We start from the raw sequence: 7,337 nt of genomic DNA on the forward strand, positions 1-7,337 counted from the left end.
AGGGCATTTCCGCAATGTGCATCGGATTAATATATCCGCTCAACGACGAATTCGGCTAGCTGGTCGGGGCCGTTTCGGATCGTTTCCAGCACGATCTCAGCATTTTCAGGCGTCTCATATGGCGAATCGATGCCGGTGAAGTTCTTGATCTGCCCGGCGCGGGCCTTGGCATACAGACCCTTTACGTCGCGCTGTTCGGCCACTTCCAGCGGAGTGTCGACGAACACCTCGAGGAACTCGCCTTCGGCGAACAGTTCGCGCGCCATCCGCCGCTCGGCGCGGAACGGCGAGATGAAGCTGACCAGCACGATCAGGCCGGCGTCGACCATCAGTTTCGCGACCTCGGCCACGCGGCGTATGTTCTCGACCCGGTCCTCGTCGGTGAAGCCCAGGTCCTTGTTCAGGCCATGGCGGATGTTGTCGCCATCCAGCAGGTAGGTATGGCGGCCCATCGCCAGCAGGCGTTTTTCCACCAGGTTGGCGATGGTCGACTTGCCCGAGCCGGACAGGCCGGTAAACCACAGGCAGCGCGGCTGCTGGTGCTTGATCCGGGCGCGGGCGGCCTTGTCCACGTCGACATGCTGCCAGTGGATGTTGCCGGCGCGGCGCAGGGCGAAATCCAGCGTGCCGGCGCCGACGGTGCCGTTGCTCTGGCGGTCGATCAGGATGAAGGCACCCAGTTCGCGGTTGTCGGCGTACTTCTCGAATGCGACGGGCTGGTCGAGGTGGATGTTGCAGTAGGCGACTTCGTTGAGCTCCAGGTGCTTGGCCGCCAGGTGATCCTGGGTGTTCACGTCGACCTTGTGCTTGATCTCGGTGACCTGCGCGCCCACCGTGCGGCTGCCGATCTTCAGCCAGTACGGGCGGCCCGGCAGTAGCGGCTGTCCGCCCATCCAGATCAGGTGTGCGGCGAACTGGTCGGCAGTCTCCGGCGGATTGGATGCGGCGGCGATGACGTCGCCGCGGCTGGCGTCGATCTCGTCGGCCAGGGTCAGGGTCACGGCCTGGCCAGGGACGGCCCGAGGCAGGTCGCCGTCGGCGGTGACGATGCGCGCGATTTTCGATCGCTGCCCCGAGGGCAACACCGCGATCTCCTGGCCCACGTCGATCGCATCGGCGACGACGGTGCCCGCGAAGCCGCGGAAGTCCTGGTTGGGGCGATTGACCCACTGCACGGGCAAGCGGAAACCGGCGATGCGATGGTCGCGCGACGCCTCGACGGTTTCCAGGTACTGCAGCAGGCTGGGACCGTCGTACCACGGCGTGTTCGGCGACGCCGACAGCATGTTGTCGCCCTTCAGCGCCGACAGCGGGATGCACTGCACGTGCTCGATGCCCAGCCTTTCCGCCAGCATTGCGTAACCACCGGCGATGTCGTCGAAAACGCCCTGGTCGTAGCCGACCAGGTCCATCTTGTTGATCGCGAGCACCACGCGGCGAATACCCAGCAGCGACACGATGTAGCTGTGCCGCCGGGTCTGGGTGAGTAGCCCTTTGCGTGCGTCCACCAGCACGATGGCCAGATCCGCCGTGGAAGCGCCCGTGACCATGTTGCGGGTGTACTGCTCGTGGCCGGGGCAGTCGGCCACGATGAACTTGCGCTTGTCGGTGCCGAAGAAGCGGTAGGCCACGTCGATGGTGATGCCCTGTTCGCGTTCGGCGGCCAGGCCGTCGACCAGCAGGGCGAAGTCGATCTGGTCGCCCTGGGTGCCGTGCCGGCGGCTGTCCGACTCCAGCGCGGCCAACTGGTCGTCCAGCAGCAGCTTGGTGTCGTGCAGCAGGCGGCCGATCAGGGTGCTCTTGCCGTCATCGACGCTGCCGCAGGTGATGAAGCGCAGCAGGCTCTTGGTTTCGTGCTGTTGCAGGTAGGCGGCGACGTCGGCGGAGGCGTCGCCGGTGGGGGTGTGGATCATGTCGTTCATCAGAAATAGCCCTCCTGCTTCTTCTTCTCCATCGAGGCGGAGGGGTCGTGGTCGATGACGCGGCCCTGGCGTTCGGAGGTGGTCGACACCAGCATCTCGGCGATGATCTTCTCCAGGGTGTCGGCTTCGGATTCGATCGCGCCAGTCAGCGGATAGCAGCCCAAGGTGCGGAAGCGCACCTTCTTCATCACGGGGATCTCGCCCTCGCGCAGCGGCAAGCGTTCGTCGTCGACCATGATCAGCGCGCCGTCGCGTTCCACCACCGGGCGATCCTGCGCCAAGTACAGCGACGGAACCGGGATCTTCTCGCGGTAGATGTAGAGCCAGACGTCGAGTTCGGTCCAGTTGGAAATCGGAAAGACGCGAACCGACTCGCCCTTGTGGATGCGGGTGTTGTACACATTCCACAGTTCCGGGCGCTGGTTCTTCGGATCCCAGCGGTGCTGCGCGTTGCGGAAGCTGAAGATGCGCTCCTTGGCGCGCGACTTCTCCTCGTCGCGGCGGGCGCCGCCGATGGCGGCGTCGAAGCCCCACTTGTCCAGTGCCTGTTTCAGGCCCTGGGTTTTCATCACGTCGGTATGTACCGTGGCGCCGTGGCTGATCGGGCCGATGCCCTGTGCCACGCCTTCGGGATTCATCCAGGTGCGCAGTTCGGCGCCGGTTTCGGCCGCGCGGCGATCGCGGAAGGCGATCATCTCCCGGAACTTCCAGCCGGTGTCCACGTGCAGCAGCGGGATCGGCGGCCTGGCGGGGTAGAACGCCTTGACCAGCAGGTGCAGCAGCACCGAACTGTCCTTGCCGATCGAGTACAGCATGACCGGGTTGCGGAACTCGGCCGCGACCTCGCGCAGGATGTGGATGCTCTCGGCTTCGAGGCGATCGAGGTGAGACGGGTTTTGCGTGTCCAGCATGGGATATCGCGATTCCTGGGACAGGGGGGAGGCGTCAGAATGGCCAGAATCGGGGGATTGCCCACAATACCGCGGTTCCAACGATGACGGACAGGGGGAGCCCGGCGCGAACGTAGTCGGTGAAGCGATACCCGCCCGGACCATAGATCATAAGGTTGGTTTGGTAGCCGATAGGGGTGATGAATCCGGCTGAGGCACCCATCATTACCGCGATCACGAACGGCATCGGTTCAACACCAAGCTGTCGCGCCGCTGCCAGGCCGATCGGGAAGATCACTACCGCCGCAGCGTTGTTGGTCAGTATTTCGGTGAATACCACTGCAGCCAGATAGACCAGCGCCAGGGTCCAGAACGGGTCGGATCCGGTCCAGGCCTTCAGTCCGGCGGCGACGACCGCGGCCACGCCACTGCTTTCCAGCGCCGCGCCCAGCGCGAACGAGCAGGCGATCACCACCAGCAGGCGGATGTCCAGGCTGTGACGCAACTCGGTGAGGCTGACGCAACGTACCAGGACCGCCAACAAAGCTGCGCCCAGAGCTGAATACAGGATGTCGAAGCCGAGTAGCGTGTTCGCGGCGATCATCGAAGCGATGATCGCCAACACGGCAACGGCGCGGCGGCGGTCGACGCGGGCCGCGCCGTCGACCTCGCTGACGACCAGGAAGTCTGGAGAGCGGCCGTGGCGTTCAATGAACCTGGCGTCGGTTTCGACCAGCAACGTATCGCCGGGCTGCAGGACGATTTCGCCGGGCTTTTCGTTCAACCGTTGGCCGTGACGGGAGATCGCGATCACCGCGGCGTTGTAGTGGCTGCGGAACGCCGAGTCGACAAGAGTCTTGCCGACTGCGGGATTGAACCGCGAAAGGACCACTTCTACCAGGGTACGCTGGCCGCCGGCCTCATCGATCTTGAATATCTGTTCGGTGGCCGGCCGCAACCCTGGCAACTGGCGCAATTCGGCTACGGCATTGGGCCGGCCGACGAAGACCAGGCGGTCTCCGGCTCGCAACCGGGTTTCGGGGCCGACCGCGGCATGCACTTCGTTGTTGCGTACCAATTCCAGCAGATAGGAGCCACGCAGGTGCCGCAAGCGGGCCTCACCGATGGTCCTGCCGGGCAGACCGCCATCCGGCTCGACCAGCATCTCGACCGCGTATTCGCGGATGTCCGCAACGGCCTGCTGCAGGTTCGAGCGCCGTTCCGGCAACAGCCAGCGCCCGATTGTCAGCAGGTAGGCGAGTCCGGCCATGGTGGCCACCGCGCCCACGCCGAGTGGAGTGAACATGTGCAGCGCAGGCAACCCGGCCTTCGATGCCAGTCCAGCGACGATCAGGTTTGTGCTGGTGCCGACCAGCGTGCACATCCCACCCAGGATGGTGGCGTAGTTCATCGGCATCAGCAACTTGGACGGGGCGATACCGCTACGGCGGCTCCATTGCTCCACCGCCGAAGTCAATACCGCCACTATCGGTGTATTGTTGACGAATGCGCTCAAGGGCGCGGCGATCCCGGCCAGCCGCGCCTGGGCGTGGAACTCGTCGCGTGGGCGGCCTAGGATCCAGTCGCCAATCCAGCGGATCGCACCGGTGGTCTTCAACGCCGCCACCAGCACGAACAGCAGGGCGATGGTCAGCACGCCTGGGTTCCAGAAACCGGCGAAGGCCTGGGCCGGCGTGAGTACGCCACTGACCAGCAACACAAGGGCAGCAGCGGCCAAGACCCTGTCGGGAGTGAAGCGTTCCCAGAGCAACATGCCCAGGACGGAGGCCAGGACAACGATGGTCAGCCAGCCCTGCCAGCCCAAAACACTGGTGATTTCACCCATGCGGTTCCCTGACGTTACCGGTCGGTTCAAAAGCCATTGCCAGCGCGACCGGCGGCCGCCAAGGACGGATTCTACAATGTATCCGTTGGCGGCCGCGTCCAGGTGCCTTGGAGCTGCCGGCCGCCGCCGATAAGCTATTCGTGCGTCGGGCGGCAGAGGGTGTCGCCATAATTCTCACTTTGCATACCGACAGGAGCAATTGGAATGTTTGCCGCGAACGGCGAAGGGGCCATCGCTTGGAAAATTTCGGATGGGTCCTGGGCAAAGCCGGCCATGGTGGAATTGAAGGCCGGCATGCAATTGCGGCGGACGGGCGGTGCGGGCTCACTCGAATGGGAATCCTGCGGTGAAGGCTCCTGTTTCCGTGCTGCTTCGCTCCCGCTCCGTGACGCGAAACTACCGGGAGGTTGGTACGAGATACATGGCAGATTGACGGCCAGCGAGGGGCATGCGCTGATGCCATGCCTTTATTTGGGTTATGCGCATGCGGTCGACGCCGTAGCCCAAATTCCGCTGCCTGAACCGGCGGCAGATGGTCGGATCGACGTATTGCTTTTGTTGCCCTATGACGTGGCCAGTCTGCAGTTCTCGCCGAGCTTTGGTCCGTCGCGTTTCGAAGTGGAAGGGTTTGTTCTGCGTAGGACGTCCAGGCTTCATGCGTTGTGGAGAATGCTGCTGCCACTCGCCATGGAGAAGCATGGTTGGTGGCAGGCCTGGACGAGGGTACTCCGGTTCCTGAGCGCAGCCGCAAGCACGGGCCTGTCGGAGGCGACCTCGGCTCTCTTCTCGGAATACAAGCGGCGTGCGAATCCACAGCCGCCGCTCGGGGATTATGAGAATTGGGTTCGCTGCTTCGATACTCCGAACGAGGCAGGGGTATTGGAGCTGTCGCGTCGGGCGGAGCAGGTGGTCGAGAATGGCCCGATGATATCGGTACTGGTGCCGGCCTATCAGACGCCGGAACGCTGGTTGCGTCGTTGTATCGATAGCGTGCTGGCCCAGGTATATCCGAAATGGCAATTATGCTTGGCCGACGATGCGTCACCCGATCCGGGGGTCATGCGGGTGTTACGGGAGTATGCGGCCCGGGATTCACGGATCAACGTGATGCGCCGCGAACGCAATGGCCATATCTCGGAGGCATCCAACTCGGCGCTGGAGCTGGCGAGAGGCGAATATGTGGCCTTGCTGGACCACGACGACGAGCTGCGTCCGCATGCGTTGCTGGAGATGGCAGAGGCCATTGCCGCGACATCGGACGTGGGATTGCTGTATTCGGACGAAGACAAGATCGACGGCGATGGGCGTCGCTTTGATCCCTATTTCAAGCCGGATTGGGATCCGGACTTGCTGCGCAGCCAGAACTACATTTGCCACCTTACTGTAATACGCACCGATCTGGTCCGGGCCGTTGGCGGTTTCCGCAAGGGTTTTGAAGGCAGTCAGGACCATGACCTGATCCTGCGCTGTACGGAGCGTCTGCTGCCGTCGCAGATCGTCCACATCCCCAAGGTGCTATACCACTGGCGTGCGATACCCGGCTCTACCGCACTGAGTCGCGATGCAAAAGACTATGCCGCGTCCGCGGGTGTTCGTGCGGTTGCCGAGCAATTGTCGCGTTGTGCGACCGGAGCGCTGGCTGAGGAGCTTTCGCATGGCCATTATCGAGTTCGCTGGCCGTTGCCGGAGAGCCTGCCGAAAGTCAGTCTGGTGATCCCGACTCGTGACAAGGCCAACCTGCTGCGGCAGTGCATCGACAGCATCCTGCAGCGTTCCACGTACAACAACTTCGAGATATTGATCGTCGATAACGGTTCGTCCGAACCCGACGCGATCGATTATCTGGCCTCGCTGAAGGGGGAGAGGCGAATACGGGTGCTGCGTTACGACAAGCCCTTCAACTATTCGGCGATCAACAACTGGGCGGTCAGCCAATGCGACGGCGAAGTCATTGGACTAGTCAACAATGACATCGAGGTGATTACCCCGGACTGGCTGGAGGAAATGGTGTCGCATGCCGTACGCACCGACGTCGGTGCAGTCGGCGCGATGCTGTATTACCCGGGGGACACGATCCAGCACGCGGGCGTGGTGCTTGGTATCCACGGCGTGGCCGCGCATGTGTATGGCGGATTGCCGCGCGGCTACCCTGGTCATGGCGGCCGTGCACGGGTGGCGCAAGGGCTTTCCGCAGTCACCGGCGCCTGTCTGCTGGTGCTCCGTGATCGTTACGAACTGGTGGGAGGACTGGACGAACGGTTGGCGGTTGCCTTCAACGACATCGACTTCTGCTTGCGTTTGCGCCAGGCGGGATTCCGTAACGTCTGGACCCCATTCGCCGAGCTGTATCATCACGAGTCCGCTTCGCGCGGTGCCGAAGATACCGAGGAAAAACGCCAGCGTTTCTCTGGCGAAATCGAATTCATGTGCCGGCGCTGGGGTACCAGCTTGCAGGCCGACCCCGCCTACAACGTCAATCTCTCGTTGGACAGCCGAAATTTCGAACTGTCGGTACCGCCAAGGTCCGTTCCGGTCACAGCACGGCCTGGAGCTCCGGCAGCAGCTTGAACAGGTCGCCGACCAGGCCGATGTCGGCGACCTCGAAGATCGGCGCGTCGGCGTCCTTGTTGATGGCGACGATGGTGCCGGCGTCCTTGATCCCGGTCAGGTGCTGGATCG

General features: G+C 63.2%; 4 protein-coding genes and 1 pseudogene. 1 reads left to right on the top strand and 4 read right to left on the bottom strand.

The genetic code is table 11. The annotated features are described in order from the left end of the window. Nucleotides 1–26: 26 nt before the first annotated feature. The 3 genes from cysN to CSC71_RS06305 are packed head-to-tail and all read right to left on the bottom strand — an operon-like array spanning nucleotide 27 to nucleotide 4,658. Complete coding sequence (cysN, locus tag CSC71_RS06295; protein ID WP_162373504.1) at nucleotides 27–1,922, bottom strand: sulfate adenylyltransferase subunit CysN; 1,896 nt, start codon at nucleotides 1,920–1,922, stop codon at nucleotides 27–29. Continuing rightward, entirely contained in the window at nucleotides 1,922–2,833 is a 912-nt protein-coding gene (gene cysD, locus CSC71_RS06300; protein WP_162373505.1) for a sulfate adenylyltransferase subunit CysD, read from the bottom strand. Before cysD ends, cysN begins: the two co-directional genes overlap by 1 nt. A gap of 34 nt (nucleotides 2,834–2,867) precedes the next feature. After that, on the bottom strand, nucleotides 2,868–4,658 hold the full coding sequence (locus CSC71_RS06305) for an SLC13 family permease (RefSeq protein WP_162373506.1): 1,791 nt from the start codon (nucleotides 4,656–4,658) through the stop codon (nucleotides 2,868–2,870). Between the two features lie 204 nt (nucleotides 4,659–4,862). Here CSC71_RS06305 and CSC71_RS06310 point away from each other — a divergent pair, with 204 nt between their 5' ends. Then, nucleotides 4,863–7,226, top strand: coding sequence for a glycosyltransferase family 2 protein (locus CSC71_RS06310; protein WP_246192031.1), 2,364 nt, complete (start codon nucleotides 4,863–4,865; stop codon nucleotides 7,224–7,226). On the opposite strand, the pseudogene CSC71_RS15525 reads toward CSC71_RS06310, so the two are convergent. Beyond that, nucleotides 7,192–7,337, bottom strand: a pseudogene (locus CSC71_RS15525) (electron transfer flavoprotein subunit alpha/FixB family protein); the annotation flags it as partial. The gene CSC71_RS06310 and the pseudogene CSC71_RS15525 sit on opposite strands and share 35 nt — an antisense overlap.

The organism is Pseudoxanthomonas sangjuensis (assembly GCF_010211755.1).
Classification (GTDB): domain Bacteria; phylum Pseudomonadota; class Gammaproteobacteria; order Xanthomonadales; family Xanthomonadaceae; genus Pseudoxanthomonas_A; species Pseudoxanthomonas_A sangjuensis.

Excerpts from the sequence above, each read along its gene's own strand:
- cysN (WP_162373504.1), bottom strand. The coding sequence starts at position 1,922 with ATGAACGACATGATCCACACCCCCACCGGCGACGCCTCCGCCGACGTC.
- cysD (WP_162373505.1), bottom strand. The coding sequence starts at position 2,833 with ATGCTGGACACGCAAAACCCGTCTCACCTCGATCGCCTCGAAGCCGAG.
- CSC71_RS06305 (WP_162373506.1), bottom strand. The coding sequence starts at position 4,658 with ATGGGTGAAATCACCAGTGTTTTGGGCTGGCAGGGCTGGCTGACCATC.
- CSC71_RS06310 (WP_246192031.1), top strand. The coding sequence starts at position 4,863 with ATGTTTGCCGCGAACGGCGAAGGGGCCATCGCTTGGAAAATTTCGGAT.